Origin of the sequence: Mesorhizobium sp. M1322, assembly GCF_040318085.1 — a bacterium.
Classification (GTDB): domain Bacteria; phylum Pseudomonadota; class Alphaproteobacteria; order Rhizobiales; family Rhizobiaceae; genus Mesorhizobium.
Genome location: NZ_JAMYLP010000110.1, coordinates 1 through 16,189 on the forward strand (window position 1 = coordinate 1; position 16,189 = coordinate 16,189).

Consider the following 16,189-nt stretch of genomic DNA (forward strand, 5'->3'; position numbering starts at 1 on the left):
TGAATACGCCACGGGGGGGGGCGGGGGGGCGGCTGGCCCAACGCGCTCCGACATTGCTTGTGAATGCGGTGGCGCCCGTGGGGGCGCCCGCGCCGCGGCGGTGCGCGCGGCACCCTCCCCTCAAGGGGGAGGGATATCCGCTACTCAAACACGATGCTCGGCACGGCGGCTTCGGCCGCGCCGCGTTCTTCGTTGACCCTGCCCCAGACGTTCGAGGCGATGTCGCGGTAGATCTTCGCCTCGGCGCTATCGGGCTTCGAGACCACCACCGGCGTACCGGCATCGGAGCTTTCGCGGATTCCCATTTCGAGCGGCACTTCGCCGAGGAAGGTCACGCCGAGGCGCTCGGCCTCGCGGCGCGCGCCGCCATGGCCGAAGATGTCGTAGCGCTTGCCGGTGTCGGGGGCGAGGAAATAGCTCATATTTTCGACGATTCCCAACACCGGCACGTCGACCTTCCTGAACATGTTGAGGCCTTTCCGGGCATCGATCAGGGCCAGATCCTGCGGTGTCGAGACGATCACGGCGCCGGCCAGCGGCACCTGCTGGGCCATGGTCAGCTGAGCGTCGCCGGTGCCGGGCGGCATGTCGACGACGAGCACGTCGAGCGGACCCCACTCGACCTCGCGCAGCATTTGCGTCAATGCCGACATCACCATTGGCCCGCGCCAGATCATCGGCGTCTCCTCGTCGACGAGGAAGCCCATCGACATGACTTTCAGGCCGTAATTCTCCATCGGCTTCAGGATCTTGCCATCAACGGTCTGCGGCCGGCCATGGATGTTGAGCAGCCGCGGCATGGACGGGCCGTAGATGTCGGCGTCGAGCACGCCGACCCTCAGGCCGTTGGCGGCGAGGCCAAGCGCGATGTTGGCGGCAGTGGTCGACTTGCCGACGCCGCCCTTGCCGGAAGCGACAGCGATGATCGCCTCGATGCCGGGCACGCCGCGCTTGCCCTGACTGTGCGAGGCTGGAGCATGCGGGGCCGGACGTGACGCTGCAGCGGCCGGCGGCGCAGGCCTGGGGGCGGGCCGCGCCGGAACCGGAGCCTCCATGCCGCCGCCTTTCTTTTCCGCTGTCAGAGCGACCACGGCGCCGGCCACACCTGGGATCGCCTTGACCACCCGTTCGGCGGCGGCGCGCAGCGGCTCCATCTCCTGGGCCCGGGCAGCCGGCACGGTGATCGAAAAGAACACCTTGGCATCGGCAATGAAAATCTCGGAAACCATGCCGTGGTCGACGATGTTGCCGGTGAAGTCCGGTCCGTTGACCGTCTTCAGGCGCTCGATAACAATTTCCTTAGTGACGTTTTCCTGGACGGCGGGCATCAGCTTTTCCTCTGCTTTCCGCCTGAGATAATGCAGTTCCCGAACAGAACCAAGCGGCGGAACGACACGCACGGGGGCGCGGCTTCAAAAAACTTGCGTCCGTTTGTGGGTCTTGCAGGAGACAGGACGTCTTTAGGGAAGAAGCACGCCGATCGCACAGGCTGCGGTCGCCAGAAAACGAAGCCGCCCTATCTCGTTGCAGGGGCTTCGGACGTACTCGCCAGCAAGGAAAGGAGACCAATCATGCTCGCAAACAGCAACGCAACGGCCAATCTCGCGGTGAAGGACCTGGCCAGGGCCAAGGCCTTCTATGAGGACGTTCTGGGCCTGACCGAGGTCCACAATGAGGGCGAATTGATGGTCTACAAAAGGGGCGACACCAGCATCAATGTGTACCAATCGAAGTTCGCCGGCACCAACAAGGCAACAGCGGTGACCTGGATGGTCGGCGACGAGATCGACACCATCGTCAAGGCGCTGAAATCAAAGGGCGTTGTTTTCGAGCACTACGAGATGCCGGGCCTGAATCTGGAAGGCGACATCCACGTCGGTCACGGCATGAAGGTCGCATGGTTCACGGATCCTGACGGCAACATTCTGAACCTTGTGGACAGGTAGATTTCGCGCTGCCGAACAATTAGAGTTCAGTGCCACTCACGTCACAGCGCCAGGCTGACCGCGAGGTAGGTGAGTGCCGAAATCGCGGCCGTGGCCGGCAGAGTGACAATCCAGGCTATGACGATGTTGCCGGCGATGCCCCAGCGCACAGCCGAGACCCGGCGGGCGGCGCCGACGCCGATAATGGCGCCGGTGATCGTATGCGTCGTCGACACCGGAATGCCGAGCCAGGTGGCGGCGAACAGGGTGATCGCGCCGCCGGTCTCGGCGCAGAACCCTTGCATCGGGTTCAGCCGGGTGATCTTCGAGCCCATGGTGTGGACGATGCGCCAGCCGCCGAACAGCGTGCCCAGCGCCAGTGCCGCCTGGCAAGTGATGACGACCCATAGCGGCACGTAAAAATTCTCTCCAAGCATGCCTTGCGAATAGAGCAGCACGGCGATGATGCCCATGGTTTTCTGTGCGTCGTTGCCGCCATGGCCGAGCGAATAGAGCGAAGCGGAAACGAACTGCATGACGCGGAACGTGCTATCCACGGCGAACGGTGTCTGGCGCACGAACGCCCAGGAAACAGTAAGGATCAGGACAAGCGCCAGCAGAAATCCGGTCGCCGGCGACAGGACGATGGCCGCAATGGTCTTGCCGAGCCCGGCCCAGACGATGGCGCCGCCGCCTGCCTTTGCAACGCCGGCTCCGACCAGTCCGCCGATCAGCGCATGCGAGCTGCTGGAGGGAATGCCGACGAGCCAGGTAACGATGTTCCAGACAATGGCACCGACAAGGGCGGCGAAGATCACCCCCGGGGTGACGATGCTGGCGTCGATAATGCCCGTTCCCAGCGTCTCGGCAACATGAAGGCCGAAGAACAAGAAGGCGATGAAATTGAAGAAGGCCGCCCATAGCACCGCATAGTGCGGCCTCAGCACACGCGTGGAGACGATGGTGGCGATGGAGTTGGCGGCATCGTGCAGGCCGTTGAGAAAATCGAAGAAAAGTGCAACGGCGATGAGCCCGACCAGCACGGGAAAGGCGATGGCGGCATCCATTGGCTAAACGTTCTCGATGACGATGCCGCTGATCTCGTTGGCGACGTCCTCGAAGCGGTCGACCACTTTTTCCAGCTCGCCATAGATCTCGCTGCCGATCAGGTAGGCCATCGGATCGCTGCGGCCGTGCCTCTTGAACAGGTCCTTCAGACCCTGCTCGTGCAGATCGTCGGCCCGGCCTTCCGCGCGCATGACCTCTTCTGCGATCGCGTTGAGGCGCACGCTGTGGGCACCGATATTGCTGAGCAATGGGATGGCCTCGGCGACCAGCTTGGCAGCAACAACGATGACGCCGCCCATTTCCTGCATCAGCGGGTCGAATTCCTTCTTCTCGAACAGCTTCACCGTCTTGACGGTCTTGTGCATCGTGTCGATGGCGTCATCCATCGACTGGATCAGGTCCTTAATGTCACCGCGATCGAAAGGCGTGATGAACGAGCGCCGCACGGAAAGCAGGACTTCAGCGGTGATGTGATCGGCCTGGTCTTCAAGATCGATGATCTTCTGGCACCAGCGGTCGATGTCCTTGCCCTGGAGGAGCTGCTCGAGCGCCTCGGCGCCATCGACCACCGTACGGGAGTGCTGCTCGAAGAGATCGAAGAAGCGATCTTCGCGCGGCAGCAACTTGCGGAACCAGCCCAGCATGTTCGATCTCCCGTGCCCCACCACCTCGCCTCATCCACATAGCGCCGCATGCCGCTGCGGGAAATAGTAAGCCGGCTGAAACATGTGGATGCTGCCGATGCACATGCAGCTTGCGGCGGAACGCAATTTCCCCGACCTTGGCACTAGACGCACCGGACAGATGGCATGATCGACAAGCTGGAATTCTTCATTGCGCTGGCCAGGGAAGAGCATTTCGGCCGGGCGGCGGAGGTGTGCGGCGTCACCCAGCCGACGCTTTCGGCCGGCATCAAGCAGCTGGAGGGCCAGCTCGGCGTGATGCTGGTATTGCGCGGCTCGCGCTTTCAGGGGCTGACGCCGGAGGGAGAACAGGTGCTGGTGTGGGCGCGCCGCATCGTCGGCGATAGCAGGACCATGCGCGAAGAGATGCGGGCGGCGCGCCATGGCCTTTCGGGGCGCATCCGCATCGCCGCGATCCCGACGGCGCTGGCCATGGTGGCGCGGCTGACGACACCCTTTCGGGCAAAACATCCCGGTGTCACCTTCTCGGTGCTGTCGCGCACCTCGATCGAGGTGCTGTCGCTGCTCGGCAATTTCGACATCGACGCCGGCATCACCTATCTCGACAACGAGCCGTTGGGGCGGGTGACCAGCGTACCGCTCTATGACGAGCGCTATCAGCTGATCACCGCGGGCGGAACCCCCTATTCCGACCGCGACAAAGTGACATGGGCGGAGATCAGCCAACTGCCGCTCTGCCTGTTGACGCCGGACATGCAGAACCGCCGCATCATCGACCAGCACCTTGCCGAGGCCGGCACGCAGGTGCGGCCGACACTCGAATCCAATTCGATGATCGTGCTGTTCTCCCATATCCGTACCGGCAAATGGTCGTCGATCATGCCGCTCAACCTCTCGGAAACATTCGGCTTTTCCGAGCCGATCCGGGCCATTCCGATCGTCGAGCCGGACGCCAGCCACACCGTCGGGCTGGTGGCGACGCCGCGCGAGCCGCACACGCCGCTGGTCTCGGCGCTGCTGGACGAGGCGATGGCGCTGGCAGACGATTTTCGCGCCCGCCGCTGAGCTAGAGATTGCAGGCTGGACGGCATCGATAGAAGATTTCTATCGAGCGACGGATCAGCTTTATTGATTTAGCGGGTTTCCTCTGATTTCCTAAGCACTTAGCGAAGTGTGCACGTCGTTGCCCAAAGGCACTTCACACTTTGGGCGACATGCATTGGATCGCAACGACCAGGGAGGGCGCTGCATGACAATGCAGCCTGCAAGTACCGAGATCGCGTCGCGCACGGCGGTGATCGTCCAGGAGCTGAAGGGCCTCGAAGGCCCGCTGTTGCCGATCCTCCACGGCATCCAGGAAGAGTTCGGTCATGTGCCGCAGGACGCGCTGCCGGTGATCGCCGAGGCGCTGAACATCTCAAAGGCGGAGGTGCATGGCGTCGTCACCTTTTATCATGACTACCGCAGCCACCCGGCCGGGCGGCATGTGCTGAAGCTTTGCCAGGCGGAAGCCTGCCAGTCGATGGGCTCGGACGCCATTGCCGCCAAGCTCAAGCAATTGCTGGGCATCGGCTTCCACGAGACGGCCCGCGACGGTTCAGTGACGCTGGAGCCGGTCTATTGCCTCGGCCTTTGCGCCTGCGCGCCATCGGCAATGCTGGACGGCGAGGTGATCGGCCGGCTCGATGACGAAAAGCTCGACGAGATCGTTGCCGAGGTGCGCTCATGATCCCGCGTATCTACATTCCCGGCGATTCCGGCGCGCTGGCGCTCGGTGCGGAAAAGGTCGCCAAGGCGATTGAGAAGGAATTGGCCGATCGCGGCATCGAGGCCAAGATCGTGCGCAATGGTTCGCGCGGGGCCTATTTCCTCGAGCCTATGGTCGAGGTGGCGACAACGGACAAGGGCCGCGTCGCCTACGGGCCGGTAAGGCCTTCCGACGTCAAAAGCCTGTTCGACAGCGGCTTCCTCACCGGCGGCTATCACAAGCGCTGGCTGGGCGCACCCGACAAGATCCCGTTCCTGGCAAAGCAGACGCGGCTGACCTTCGCGCGCTGCGGCGTCATCAATCCGCTGTCGCTCGATCACTACAAGGCGCATGGCGGGCTGAAGGGCCTGCAGAATGCCGTGGCGATGGCGCCGGCCGAAATCGTCAAGCAAGTCACAGAGTCGGGCCTGCGCGGTCGCGGCGGCGCCGGCTTCCCGACCGGCATCAAATGGAAAACGGTGCTCGATACGACCGCCGACAAAAAGTACATCGTCTGTAATGCCGACGAGGGCGACAGCGCCACCTTCGCCGACCGCATGATCATGGAGGGCGACCCCTTCGTGCTGATCGAGGGCATGGCGACCGCCGGTGTCGCGACCGGCGCGACCAAGGGTTTCGTCTATATCCGCTCGGAATACCCGCATGCGGTGGCAATGATGCAAAAGGCGGTCGAGGTCGCCCGCCAGGCCGGCCTGCTCGGCGTCAACGTGCTGGGCTCGCCCAACGCCTTCGACATGGAAATCCGCGTCGGCGCCGGCGCCTATGTCTGCGGCGAGGAAACCTCGCTGCTCAACAGCCTCGAAGGCAAGCGCGGCGTCGTTCGCGCCAAGCCGCCACTGCCGGCGATCCAGGGCCTGTTCGGCAAGCCGACGGTGATCAACAACGTCATCTCGCTGGCCTCGGTGCCTGTCATCATGGACAAGGGTGCTGCCTTCTACAAGGATTTTGGCATGGGCCGCTCACGCGGCACCATCCCGATCCAGATCGCAGGCAATGTAAGATATGGCGGCTTGTTCGAGGCGGCGTTCGGCATGACGCTGGGCGAAATCGTCGACGACATCGGCGGCGGCACGGCGACTGGACGGCCGGTCAAGGCAGTGCAGGTCGGCGGGCCGCTCGGCGCTTATTTTCCGCGCAGTCTGTTCGACACGCCGTTCGACTACGAAGCCTTCGCCGCCAAGGATGGGCTGATCGGCCATGCCGGCATCACCGTGTTCGACGACACTGCCGACATGCTGAAGCAGGCGCGCTTCGCCATGGAGTTCTGCGCCATAGAGAGCTGCGGCAAGTGCACGCCATGCCGCATCGGCTCGACGCGCGGCGTCGAGACGATCGACAAGATCGCCAGGGGTATCGAGCCGGAAAAGCAGATCGAGCTGGTCACCGACCTCTGCAACACGATGAAGTACGGTTCGCTCTGCGCGCTAGGTGGCTTCACGCCTTATCCGGTGATGAGCGCAATCAACCACTTCCGCGAAGATTTCAAGCCGGCGCCAGTCGCCGAAGCAGCAGAATAGGAACCTCGCCATGGGTCTCATTCAGGAAATCGACTACGGCACACCGGCCTCGACCTCCGAGAAGCAGGTGACGCTGACCGTCGACGGCTTCACCGTCACCGTGCCGGAAGGCACCTCGATCATGCGCGCCTCGATGGAAGCGGGCATTGCCATCCCGAAGCTTTGCGCCACCGACATGGTCGACGCCTTCGGCTCCTGCCGGCTCTGCCTGGTCGAGATCGACGGCCGCAACGGCACGCCTTCTTCCTGCACGACGCCAGTGGCGCCGGGCATGGTCGTGCATACGCAAACCGGAAGGCTGAAGGACATCCGCCGCGGCGTGATGGAACTGTACATCTCCGACCATCCGCTCGACTGCCTGACTTGTGCCGCCAATGGCGACTGCGAATTGCAGACGCAGGCTGGCGTCGTCGGTCTGCGCGACGTGCGCTACGGCTATGAGGGCGACAACCACGTTTTCAAGAAGAACGACGGTGCAGAAAACTTCAAATGGATGGCGAAGGACGAGTCCAATCCGTACTTCACCTATGATCCGTCGAAATGCATCGTCTGCTCGCGATGCGTGCGCGCCTGCGAGGAGGTGCAAGGCACCTTCGCGCTGACCATCGAGGGCCGCGGCTTCGAAAGCCGCGTGTCGCCCGGCATGCATCAGCTTTTCATCGACAGCGAATGCGTGTCCTGCGGCGCCTGCGTGCAGGCCTGCCCGACAGCGACGCTTTCCGAGAAATCGGTGATCAAGATCGGCCAGCCGGAGCATTCGGTCGTCACCACCTGCGCCTATTGCGGCGTCGGCTGCTCGTTCAAGGCCGAAATGCGCGGCGACGAGCTGGTGCGCATGGTGCCCTACAAGGACGGCAAGGCCAACCGTGGCCACAGCTGCGTCAAGGGGCGTTTTGCCTACGGCTATTCGACCCACAAGGAGCGCATTCTCAATCCGATGATCCGCGACAAGGTCACCGATCCATGGCGCGAAGTGTCGTGGGAAGAAGCACTCACCCACACCGCCAACGAGTTTCGCCGCATCCAGTACCAGTATGGCCGCACCTCGATCGGCGGCATCACCTCGTCGCGCTGCACGAACGAGGAAACCTATCTGGTGCAGAAGCTGATCCGCCAGGGTTTCCGCAACAACAATGTCGATACCTGCGCCCGCGTCTGCCATTCGCCGACCGGCTATGGCCTTGGCCAGACATACGGCACTTCGGCAGGCACCCAGGATTTCGATTCGATCGAGCAGACTGATGTGGTGATGATCATCGGTGCCAATCCGACCGACGCACATCCGGTATTTGCGTCGCGCATGAAGAAGCGGTTGCGCAAGGGCGCCAAGCTGATCGTGCTCGACCCGCGCCGCACCGACATCGTGCGCTCGGCCCATATCGAGGCACAGCATCATCTGCCGCTGAAGCCCGGCACCAATGTCGCCGTGGTCACCGCGCTTGCGCATGTCATCGTCACCGAAGGCCTGTTCGACGAAGTGTTCATCCGCGAGCGCTGCGACTGGGACGAGTTCCAGGACTGGGCGTCGTTCGTGGCGCTGCCGGAAAACAGCCCTGAGGTGGTCGGCCAGCTTGCCAATGTCGATCCCGAAGAGATCCGCGGCGCCGCTCGGCTGTTTGCCACCGGCGGCAATGGCGCGATCTATTACGGCCTCGGCGTGACCGAGCACAGCCAGGGCTCGACGACCGTCATCGCCATCGCCAACCTCGCCATGGCGACCGGCAATATCGGCCGGCCGGGCGTCGGCGTGAATCCGCTGCGCGGCCAGAACAATGTCCAGGGCTCCTGCGACATGGGTTCGTTCCCGCATGAGCTGCCCGGCTATCGCCACGTCTCCGGCGACGCGGTGCGCGACATCTATGAGAGCCTTTGGGGCGTCAAGCTCGACGACGAGCCCGGCCTGCGCATTCCCAACATGCTGGACGCGGCCGTCGACGGCTCATTCAAGGGCCTCTATGTGCAAGGCGAGGATATCCTGCAGTCCGATCCAGACACCAAGCATGTCGCCGCGGGCCTTGCCGCGATGGAATGTGTCGTCGTCCACGATCTCTTCCTCAACGAGACCGCCAACTACGCGCATGTCTTCCTGCCCGGCTCGACCTTCCTCGAGAAGGACGGCACCTTCACCAATGCTGAACGCCGCATCAACCGCGTGCGCAAGGTGATGGCGCCGAAGAACGGGCTGGCCGACTGGGAGGTGACGCAGAAGCTCGCACAGACGATGGGGCTTGACTGGAATTACCAGCATCCGTCGGAAATCATGGATGAGATTGCCAAGACGACGCCGAGCTTCGCCAAGGTTTCCTACGATTACCTGGACAAGATGGGCTCGGTGCAGTGGCCGTGCAACGAGCAGGCGCCGGAAGGCACGCCGATCATGCATATCAGCGGCTTCGTGCGCGGCAAGGGCAAGTTCATCCGCACCGAATATGTCGCGACCGACGAGAGGACGGGACCCCGCTTCCCGCTGCTGCTGACCACCGGCCGCATCCTGTCGCAGTACAATGTCGGCGCGCAGACCAGGCGTACCGACAATATCATGTGGCACAGCGAGGACCGGCTCGAGATCCACCCGCATGACGCCGAAAACCGCGGCCTGCGCGACGGCGACTGGGTCCGCCTGACCAGCCGCTCCGGCGAGACGACGCTGCGCGCGCTGATCACCGACAAGGTGTCGCCTGGCGTGGTCTATACGACGTTCCACCACCCGGACACGCAGGCCAACGTCATCACCACCGACTTCTCCGACTGGGCGACCAACTGCCCGGAATACAAGGTGACCGCGGTGCAGGTCGGCGCGTCCAACGGGCCGTCGGAATGGCAGCGCGACTATGACGAGCAGGCCCGCAACAGCCGTCGCATCGCGACGCTGGAAGCAGCGGAGTAACCTTGGGCGCGCGCCGCAAAGCCACGACGCAGATCTCGCGGCTGGCCCACCGCGCCGGCGGCACTGCGGCCGCCAACCGGATGGTGCCGGAAGAGACGCCGGTGGCGTTCTCCTTTGCCGGCACCACCCATGCGGTGATGATGGCAAGTCCTGCCGATTTCGAGGATTTCGCGCTCGGCTTCTCGCTGACCGAAGGCATCATCGCCGACCGCCAAGAAATCGAGGCGATCGAAGTCGAGGATCACGGCGCCGGCATCGACATCCAGATCAGGCTGAAGGACCAGGCCAATACACGCTTCGAGGCGCGACGCCGACGGCTGGCCGGACCGGTCGGCTGCGGACTGTGCGGCATCGAGTCGATCGAGGAGGCGATGCGCTCGGTCGAGACGGTTGGTTCGTCAAAACTTACGCTTGCCGCGGACGACATCGTCCGTTCGGTCAAGCTTTTGTCGAAAGTGCAGCCACTGCATGCCGAGACCGGCGCGGTCCATGCCGCCGGTTTTTACGTCGCCGGCAAGGGCATTGTCATGGCGCGCGAGGATGTCGGCCGTCATAACGCGCTCGACAAGCTGGCCGGCGCGCTAGCCAAAGGCGGTATCGATGGCACCTTGGGTGCCGTCGTCGTGACGTCGCGCGTTTCGGTCGAGATGGTGCAGAAGACGGCGGCGATCGGTGCGGCCTTCGTCATCGCCGTCTCGGCGCCGACCGCGCTTGCCATCCGCACCGCCGAGGACGCCGGCATGACGCTGGTGGCTCTCGTGCGCGGCGATGATTTCGATATCTTCACCCACCCCGAACGGGTGGTATCCGGAGTGACTAGGCATGTCGCATGACGAAGGCCACATCATGAGCACCAGCGAGAAGCTGGTCCGCATGGCCAACCAGATCGCCGCCTTTTTTCACTCCAAGCCGCGCGAGGAAGGCATTGCCGGCGTTGCCGAGCACATTAACAAGTTCTGGGAGCCGAGGATGCGGCGGCAATTGTTCGAAATGCTGGACAATGGTGGCGAAGGCTTCAACGAGCTTGTCGTGGCCGCCTCGGCAAGGATCAAGCGGCCGGCTGCACCGGAACCAGTGGGCTTCGGCGCCGATGCCGGGGGCGTCGTTCCAGGCGGCAAAGGCCCTGGGGCCGGTGAGTCGAATGCCGGGATCGCCGCTTCGCAGAAGTAGTCAGCAAACGTTGCCGCTCATGGCCAATACGCTTGCATTCCCATCTTCTAACGTTTGATCTGCCGTAAGCGTCGCGCCTCTAGCCGTGACGGAAAATTGCTGTCGAGCTTCTACGCCGACGACGCGCTGGTGCGGGTAATCGACCGCAACAATCCGCCGAGCAAGCCGCGCGAAATCCGCGGGCGCGCGGCGATCAGCACGTTTTGGGACGACATCTGCAGCCGGGCGATGACCCACAAGGTCGACACCACCATCGCCGACGGCGACAACCTCGCCTTCACCCAGGCCTGCGCCTACCCGGACGGCACCAAAGTGTTCTGCGCGGCGATGCTGGAGCTGAAGGACGGCCGGATTGCGCGGCAGACCGTCGTGCAAGCATGGGACGAGTGAGGAGGTAGCGATGTCAGCGCCAGATGGCAGATCGATGCCAGCAGGCGGATGAGGCGGAACCAGCTGAGCAAGACTTGTGCTGCCCCTCATCCGGCCCTTCGGGCCACCTTCTCCCCGTCAACGGGGAGAAGGAAGAGGCGCTACCCATGCGCCACCATCACGTGGCGGACGGCAGTATAGTCCTCCAGGGCATAGAGCGACATGTCCTTGCCGTAGCCGGACTGCTTCAGCCCGCCATGCGGCATCTCGTTGGTCAGCATGAAATGGGTGTTGATCCAGGTGCAGCCATATTGCAGACGGGCGGCTGTCGCCATGGCGCGCGAGACATCCTTGGTCCACACCGAGGACGCGAGGCCATAGTCGCTGTCATTGGCCCAGTTCACCGCCTCGTCGACATCGGAAAAGCGGGTAACGGAGACAACCGGCCCGAACACTTCGCGGCGCACGATCTCGTCTTCCTGCAGAGCGCCGGCGACGACGGTTGGCTGGTAGAAGAAGCCGGAGCCCTCGCCCGGTTTGCCGCCGGTGGTGATCTCGATGTGCTTCAGTTCCGAGGCGCGTTCGACGAAGCTCGAGACGCGATCGCGCTGGCGGCGTGAGATCAACGGCCCGATCTCGTTCTCGGTGTCGTCGGGGCGGTTGTATTGGATGGTCGAGACGGCGGAGGAAAGGTCGGCGACGAGCTTGTCGTAGATCTTCTTGCCGGCATAGATGCGGCAGGCGGCAGTGCAGTCCTGGCCGGCATTGTAGTAGCCGAAAGCGCGCAGGCCATTGACCACCGCGCCGAGATCGGCGTCGTCGAAGACGATGACCGGGGCCTTGCCGCCGAGTTCGAGATGTGTGCGCTTGACCGATTTGGCGGCGGCCTGCAGCACCTTCTTGCCGGTGGCGACATCGCCGGTGATCGAAATCATGTTGACTTTCGGGTGGTTGATCAGCGTGTTGCCGACACTGTCGCCGCGGCCGAGCACGACATTGACGACACCTTCCGGCAGGATTTCAGCGAGGATCTTCGCCAGCTTCAGCGCGGTCAGCGGCGTCTGCTCCGACGGCTTGAAGACGACGGTGTTGCCGCCGGCAATCGCCGGCGCCAGCTTCCAGGCCATCATCATCAGCGGATAGTTCCATGGCGCGATCGAGGCGACGACACCGATGGCATCGCGGCGGACCATCGAAGTGTGACCGGGGATGTACTCGCCGGCGACCTGGCCGGGCATCGAGCGGACAGCGCCGGCGAAGAAGCGGTAGCAGTCGACGATCGCCGGAATCTCGTCGTTGAGCACGGCATTGATCGGCTTGCCGCAATTGAGCGCCTCGAGGGCGGCGAAATCTTGTGCCGCGGCCTCGATGCGATCGGCAATCTTCAGGAGATAACCGGAGCGCTGCGCCGGCGTGGTGCGCGACCAGGTGACGAAAGCCTTTTCGGCCGCCAGCACCGCCGCCTCGATCTGCGCCTGGCTGGCTTCATGCAGGTTGAGGATGGTCGCCCCGGTCTTCGGATTGAGGATTGGCTCCTCGGTTTCGGTGCCCTTCTCGAATTTCGAGCCGATCAGCATCTTTGTGTCCATGGAAGTCTCTCCCTTATGGATTCTTGACGTCATTTGCCCGAACCGGCGATTTGGTCGCCGTCGCGGGTCAGGTAATACGCGACGAGGATGGGCAGCAGCGTCACCAGCACGACGACCATGGCCACGACATTGGTAACGGGGCGCTGGCGCGGACGGATCAGCTCTTCCAGCATCCAGATCGGCAGCGTCTGCTGCTGGCCGGCGGTGAAGGTGGTGACGATGACCTCGTCGAACGACAGCGCGAAGGCGAGCATGCCGCCGGCGAGCAGAGCGGTGGCGATGTTGGGCAGCACGACATGGCGGAAGGTCTGGAAGCCGTCGGCGCCAAGGTCCATCGATGCCTCGATCATCGAGCCGGAAGTGCGGCGGAAGCGGGCGACGGCGTTGTTGTAAACGACGACGACGCAGAAGGTGGCGTGGCCGAGCACGATCGTCCAGAACGAGAACGGAATCTCGGCCAGCGAAAAGGCCGAACGCAACGCGATGCCGGTGATGATGCCGGGCAGCGCGATCGGCAGGATGACCAGCAGTGATATGGTTTCGCGGCCAAAGAACCGTGTTCGCGACACGGCGGCCGCGCAGAGCGTGCCGAGGACCAAGGCGACGAGTGTCGAGATAGCGGCGACACGGACCGACAGCGACAGCGCTTCCCACACGTCCGGGCGGTTCCAGGTGACGGCGAACCATTGCGTCGTCAGCCCCGGCGGCGGCCAGACGAAGCTCCTTTCCTCGGTCGTGAAGGCATAGATGAAGATCAGGAAGATCGGCAGATGCAGGAATAGCAAACCGCCGGCAGCGGCGACCTTCAGGCCGAGAGGAGCGGATGGCAAGCCATCAAAGCGCATCGAAGGCCCCCATGCGCTTGGCGCCCCAGAGGTAGAAGCCCATGATGACGATGGGAATCACGGTGAAGGCGGCCGCGAGCGGAATGTTGCCCGCGGTGCCCTGCTGCGAATAGACGGCCTGGCCGATGAAGAGGCGCGAGGTGCCGATGATCTGCGGGATGATATAATCGCCGAGCGTCAGCGAGAAGGTGAAGATCGAGCCGGCGACGATGCCCGGCAGCGCCAGCGGGAACAGCACATTGCGGAAGGTCTGGCCGGGCGAGGCGCCAAGGTCCGACGAGGCCTCGACCAGATTGCCGGGCACGCGCTCGAGTGCCGCCTGCACCGGCAGAATCATGAAGGGCAGCCAGACATAGACGAAGACGATGAAGGTGCCGGTTGATGACACCGACAGAGAATTGCCGCCGACGATCGGCAGCGACAGCCAGCCATCGAGCAGCCATAGAAGATGCAGCTTGGCGAGCAGCCAGGTCAGGATGCCTTCCTTGGCGAGGATGAGCTTCCAGGCATAAATCTTGACCAGATAGCTCGACCACAGCGGCAGCATGACGCCGAGATAAAACAGCGCCTTCCAGCGACCACGCGCATAGCGCGCCGCGTAATAGGCGACGGGGAAGGCGATGACTGCCGAGGCGAACGTGACAAGGGCCGCCATCGTCACCGTGCGCAGGATGATGTCGATATTGGCGGCCTGGAGCAGGTCGCCATAGGTCTTCAGTGTGAACTGCCGGTTTATGAGGCCGGAGAATTCGTCGATCGAGAAAAAACTCTGCAAGAGCAGCGCGAACAGCGAGCCGATATAGACGATGCCGAGCCACAGCACCGGCGGCAGCAGCATGAGCAGGAGCAGGAGTTGCGGCCGGCGCCAGAAGAGGTCCGACAGGGCGCCGCGCAGGCCGCCGGCGCGGGGGAGGACGGCTGGGGCGATCTGTGTTGCCGCAGTCATGGCAAGGTCCGATCGTCGCCGAAACGGCGGAAATCGAGTTCCGTCCCACCCCCCTCTGTCCTGCCGGACATCTCCCCCGCAAGGGGGGAGATTGGCTGTTGCGAGGGCTTTCGCCTATCGCCAACATCGAACAGTAAGCGGGGCGCCGGAACTGCCGATCTCCCCCCTTGCGGGGGAGATGTCCGGCAGGACAGAGGGGGGTGCGAAGGATCGCCGACGCCCGATACGCTGGATGTCATGGTCATTGTCATGCCGGCTCGTCCATAAGATGCAAATGCTCGCGGTTGAAGGTAAGCACGACCGTCTCACCTTCCCTGGGCAATTTGGCACCGGCCGGCACGATCGCGTGCAGGCGCAACCCATCGGCGTCGAGCGCCAGTCTTGTCGTGGCGCCGAGATAATTGGTCGAGACGAGACGGGCGGCAACGCCGTCGCCCTTGGTCGCTCGGCCGATGCGAATGGATTCAGGGCGCAGGCTGCCCCAGCGATGCTGGCCGGAATAACGCTGGACGAAGTCCGGCGGCAGCACATTGGACGAGCCGACGAAATCGGCGACGAAGCGGGTCTTCGGGCGCTGATAGATGTCCTCCGGCGTGCCGATCTGCATGATCTTGCCGTCGTTGAAGACGGCAACGCGGTCGGCCATCGAAAGGGCCTCGCCCTGGTCGTGGGTGACGAAGACGAAGGTGATGCCGAGTGCCTTCTGCAGCGACTTCAGCTCTTCCTGCATGTTTTCGCGCAGCTTGAGGTCGAGCGCGCCAAGCGGCTCGTCGAGCAGAAGCACCTTGGGCTGATTGACCAGCGCACGGGCAAGTGCGACGCGCTGGCGTTGGCCGCCGGAAAGCTGGCCGGGACGGCGGGCGCCGTAGCCGGGAAGCCGGACCAGCGACAGTGCCTCCTCCGCCGCCTTCTGCCGCTCGAGCTTGCCGACGCCCTTGACCATCAGCCCATAGGCGACATTGTCGAGCACATTGAGATGCGGGAACAGGGCGTAGTCCTGGAAGACGGTGTTGACGTTGCGGCGATAGGGCGGAACGCCTTCGGCGCGTTCGCCGAAGATGGAGATCGAGCCCGATGTCGGCTGCTCGAAGCCGGCGATTAGCCGCAGGCAGGTCGTCTTGCCGGAACCCGAAGGTCCAAGCATGGCGAAGAACTCGCCCGGCACGATATCGAGGTCGACCATGTCGACGGCGCGCACGTTGCCGAAATGGCGCGAGACTTTTTGGAAGGAAACGGCTGATGTCATGGGCTGTCAGTCTGTTGCCGGTTTGATGTGTTGACATCGCCGGCGCCGCCCCGGATAGCGGGCGGGGCCAGCGAACTGCGCGGCCCCCCACCACCCCCCTGTGGGGGGGGTGGGGGGCCGGGGGGGGGGGGGCCGGTGGTCAAAAAACTACCAATGTTCAGTTGATGACCCCGACAAAAAAAAAAAAAAGGGCGGGCGGCCGCCGAGGGGGCGGG

Annotated in this window: 15 protein-coding genes; 8 read left to right on the forward strand and 7 right to left on the reverse strand. The window is 63.6% G+C overall.

All coding sequences use genetic code 11. The features are described from left to right. Positions 1–140 precede the first annotated feature (140 nt). Positions 141–1,328 carry an Mrp/NBP35 family ATP-binding protein gene (locus tag NKH12_RS26815; RefSeq protein ID WP_352955898.1) on the reverse strand — a complete coding sequence of 396 codons (1,188 nt, stop codon included), beginning with the start codon at positions 1,326–1,328 and terminating at the stop codon, positions 141–143. Between the two features lie 243 nt (positions 1,329–1,571). Between NKH12_RS26815 and NKH12_RS26820 the strand changes: the two genes are divergently transcribed. Beyond that, the gene (locus NKH12_RS26820; RefSeq protein ID WP_352955899.1) at positions 1,572–1,946 is read left to right on the forward strand and encodes a VOC family protein; all 375 of its coding nucleotides are present in this window, start codon (positions 1,572–1,574) and stop codon (positions 1,944–1,946) included. 41 nt (positions 1,947–1,987) lie between these two features. On the opposite strand, the gene NKH12_RS26825 is transcribed toward NKH12_RS26820, so the two are convergent. Together NKH12_RS26825 and NKH12_RS26830 are read right to left on the reverse strand one after the other, a co-directional pair. Further along, positions 1,988–2,992 (reverse strand): inorganic phosphate transporter, encoded by a 1,005-nt coding sequence (locus tag NKH12_RS26825; RefSeq protein WP_352955900.1) that lies wholly within the window; start codon positions 2,990–2,992, stop codon positions 1,988–1,990. Positions 2,993–2,995: 3 nt separating this feature from the next. Then, on the reverse strand, positions 2,996–3,637 hold the full coding sequence (locus NKH12_RS26830; RefSeq protein WP_352955901.1) for a DUF47 family protein: 642 nt from the start codon (positions 3,635–3,637) through the stop codon (positions 2,996–2,998). A 165-nt stretch (positions 3,638–3,802) separates the two neighbouring features. Between NKH12_RS26830 and NKH12_RS26835 the strand changes: the two genes are divergently transcribed. The 7 genes from NKH12_RS26835 to NKH12_RS26865 all read left to right on the forward strand — a co-directional run bounded on the left by NKH12_RS26835 (position 3,803) and on the right by NKH12_RS26865 (position 11,369). Continuing rightward, positions 3,803–4,702, forward strand: coding sequence for a LysR family transcriptional regulator (locus tag NKH12_RS26835; protein ID WP_352955902.1), 900 nt, complete (start codon positions 3,803–3,805; stop codon positions 4,700–4,702). Positions 4,703–4,886: 184 nt separating this feature from the next. Continuing rightward, the gene (locus tag NKH12_RS26840) at positions 4,887–5,366 is read left to right on the forward strand and encodes a formate dehydrogenase subunit gamma (RefSeq protein WP_352955903.1); all 480 of its coding nucleotides are present in this window, start codon (positions 4,887–4,889) and stop codon (positions 5,364–5,366) included. Further along, on the forward strand, positions 5,363–6,922 hold the full coding sequence (locus NKH12_RS26845; RefSeq protein ID WP_352955905.1) for a formate dehydrogenase beta subunit: 1,560 nt from the start codon (positions 5,363–5,365) through the stop codon (positions 6,920–6,922). Before NKH12_RS26840 ends, NKH12_RS26845 begins: the two co-directional genes overlap by 4 nt. Positions 6,923–6,932: 10 nt before the next feature. Further along, a complete protein-coding gene (gene fdhF / locus NKH12_RS26850; protein ID WP_352955906.1) occupies positions 6,933–9,809 on the forward strand; it encodes a formate dehydrogenase subunit alpha in 2,877 nt (958 codons plus the stop codon). 2 nt (positions 9,810–9,811) lie between these two features. Next, positions 9,812–10,642: a formate dehydrogenase accessory sulfurtransferase FdhD gene (gene fdhD / locus NKH12_RS26855; RefSeq protein WP_352955907.1), complete on the forward strand. Its 831-nt coding sequence runs from the start codon at positions 9,812–9,814 to the stop codon at positions 10,640–10,642. Then, positions 10,632–10,979 carry a formate dehydrogenase subunit delta gene (locus tag NKH12_RS26860; RefSeq protein WP_352955908.1) on the forward strand — a complete coding sequence of 116 codons (348 nt, stop codon included), beginning with the start codon at positions 10,632–10,634 and terminating at the stop codon, positions 10,977–10,979. Before fdhD ends, NKH12_RS26860 begins: the two co-directional genes overlap by 11 nt. Before the next feature lie 54 nt (positions 10,980–11,033). Continuing rightward, positions 11,034–11,369: a nuclear transport factor 2 family protein gene (locus tag NKH12_RS26865; protein ID WP_352955909.1), complete on the forward strand. Its 336-nt coding sequence runs from the start codon at positions 11,034–11,036 to the stop codon at positions 11,367–11,369. Positions 11,370–11,509: 140 nt separating this feature from the next. On the opposite strand, the gene NKH12_RS26870 is transcribed toward NKH12_RS26865, so the two are convergent. The 4 genes from NKH12_RS26870 to NKH12_RS26885 all read right to left on the reverse strand — a co-directional run bounded on the left by NKH12_RS26870 (position 11,510) and on the right by NKH12_RS26885 (position 15,974). Beyond that, the gene (locus tag NKH12_RS26870; RefSeq protein WP_352955910.1) at positions 11,510–12,937 is read right to left on the reverse strand and encodes a gamma-aminobutyraldehyde dehydrogenase; all 1,428 of its coding nucleotides are present in this window, start codon (positions 12,935–12,937) and stop codon (positions 11,510–11,512) included. Positions 12,938–12,966: 29 nt separating this feature from the next. Continuing rightward, positions 12,967–13,782, reverse strand: coding sequence for an ABC transporter permease (locus NKH12_RS26875; protein WP_352955911.1), 816 nt, complete (start codon positions 13,780–13,782; stop codon positions 12,967–12,969). After that, entirely contained in the window at positions 13,772–14,728 is a 957-nt protein-coding gene (locus NKH12_RS26880) for an ABC transporter permease (protein ID WP_352955913.1), read from the reverse strand. Before NKH12_RS26880 ends, NKH12_RS26875 begins: the two co-directional genes overlap by 11 nt. Positions 14,729–14,975: 247 nt before the next feature. After that, complete coding sequence (locus NKH12_RS26885) at positions 14,976–15,974, reverse strand: ABC transporter ATP-binding protein (protein WP_352955914.1); 999 nt, start codon at positions 15,972–15,974, stop codon at positions 14,976–14,978. Positions 15,975–16,189: the final 215 nt, after the last annotated feature.